The organism is Anaerobiospirillum succiniciproducens DSM 6400 (genome assembly GCF_000482845.1).
In the GTDB taxonomy this organism is placed as follows: Bacteria; Pseudomonadota; Gammaproteobacteria; order Enterobacterales; family Succinivibrionaceae; genus Anaerobiospirillum; species Anaerobiospirillum succiniciproducens.
Genome location: NZ_AXWV01000155.1, coordinates 1 through 1256 on the forward strand (window position 1 = coordinate 1; position 1256 = coordinate 1256).

The following is a 1256-nucleotide window of genomic DNA, read 5'->3' on the forward strand; positions in this document are numbered from 1 at the left end:
CAAACCAGACGATGAGTATGGTCTTGAAGATATTCAAATACAACCGGAGGTATCTGAACATAACGAAAAAGAGCATTTAGTCACCCAAAAGCCAATGGTAAAGCCTAGAACTAAGGCTAAGTTTGACCCATTGTCCAGGTACACAATCACTAAGAAGGAAAAGCAATAAATGGAATTAAAACCAAAGCTTAATGACGACATCAAACAGACGGAGAAGTCCGATGCTCCGCTGCTATATGTCAAACAAGAGATAGATAGTGATAGGTTAAAAGCCTATTCTTCAGCGCATAAGGAGAGTGCAAAGGCGGCCTTACCTGTCATTAATAAGATGCAGCGAAGCCTTGATGGAAAGCTGGACATAGAGCCACTTGATATCCTTCGCTCCCTTGAAATTCTAGACCTAACAAAGTACAGCAGGCTACTTAATAGCCTGCATTATGACATGGCAGATAAAGACTTATCCAGCAGGGAGATAATCACACAAGTCTTTAGCCAAATGGCCAAGCTTAAGATTGAGTTCACCGCAGTTCAGAACTTCAATAAAGCTAAATTTCCTATCGCGTTAGCAAACAAAGAATTCAACATTGACATCTGCCGTACAAACAAACCAAAAGCAGAAGAACTGTTGCAATGTCACTGGTTAAAAGACCAGGTTAATATGCACATCCACGGTCCGCACAACCTCGGAAAAACGCACTTTGCAACGCAGATAGGAAAAAAAGCTATTGAGCTAGAATACAGCACTTTATTTTTAAAAGCCAGAGACTTATTTTACAGGCTAAAACAGATGGCTGCCAAAGACCAAGATGTATTAAAGTCAGATCTTTTTAAGAGAGATCTCTTAATCTTGGATGATATAGGCAGAGAATTTCCGTCTAGTGTAACTGTTGCTAATCTCTTTTATACCCTGATTGACTACAGACTATCAAACGGAATGACAACCATCATCACTTCAGTCTATCAACCAAGCCATTGGGTACGCAAGTATGAGGCTCTAGACGACAATAAGGCTGGCATCATTGAGAAGGTCATGCTTCAAGCTCTTCTTGTCGAGTTCGACGGTGAGAGTTTTATGCTTGAGACGTTTAATAAGAACAACCCTGAGTATTCACTAGGCGAGTAGCCTCTAACAAGCTTACTCTCAATTAAATGAAAGCCAGGAGATCGATTCAGATCTCTTGGCTTTTTTGTCTGATGATAAAATGGCATTTATTAACATTGGTCATTTAAGATTTATTGTTCTATTAAACCTAGTA

1 protein-coding gene is annotated in these 1256 nt (G+C 39.7%); it reads left to right on the forward strand.

The features are described 5' to 3' along the window. The first annotated feature begins 169 nt into the window (after positions 1-169). Entirely contained in the window at positions 170-1123 is a 954-nt protein-coding gene (locus H524_RS0111985; RefSeq protein ID WP_027940353.1) for an ATP-binding protein, read from the forward strand. The last annotated feature ends 133 nt before the right edge of the window (positions 1124-1256 follow it).

What these genes read in the sequence shown, in the direction of transcription:
- H524_RS0111985 (WP_027940353.1), top strand. Translation starts at nt 170, where the DNA reads ATGGAATTAAAACCAAAGCTTAATGACGACATCAAACAGACGGAGAAG.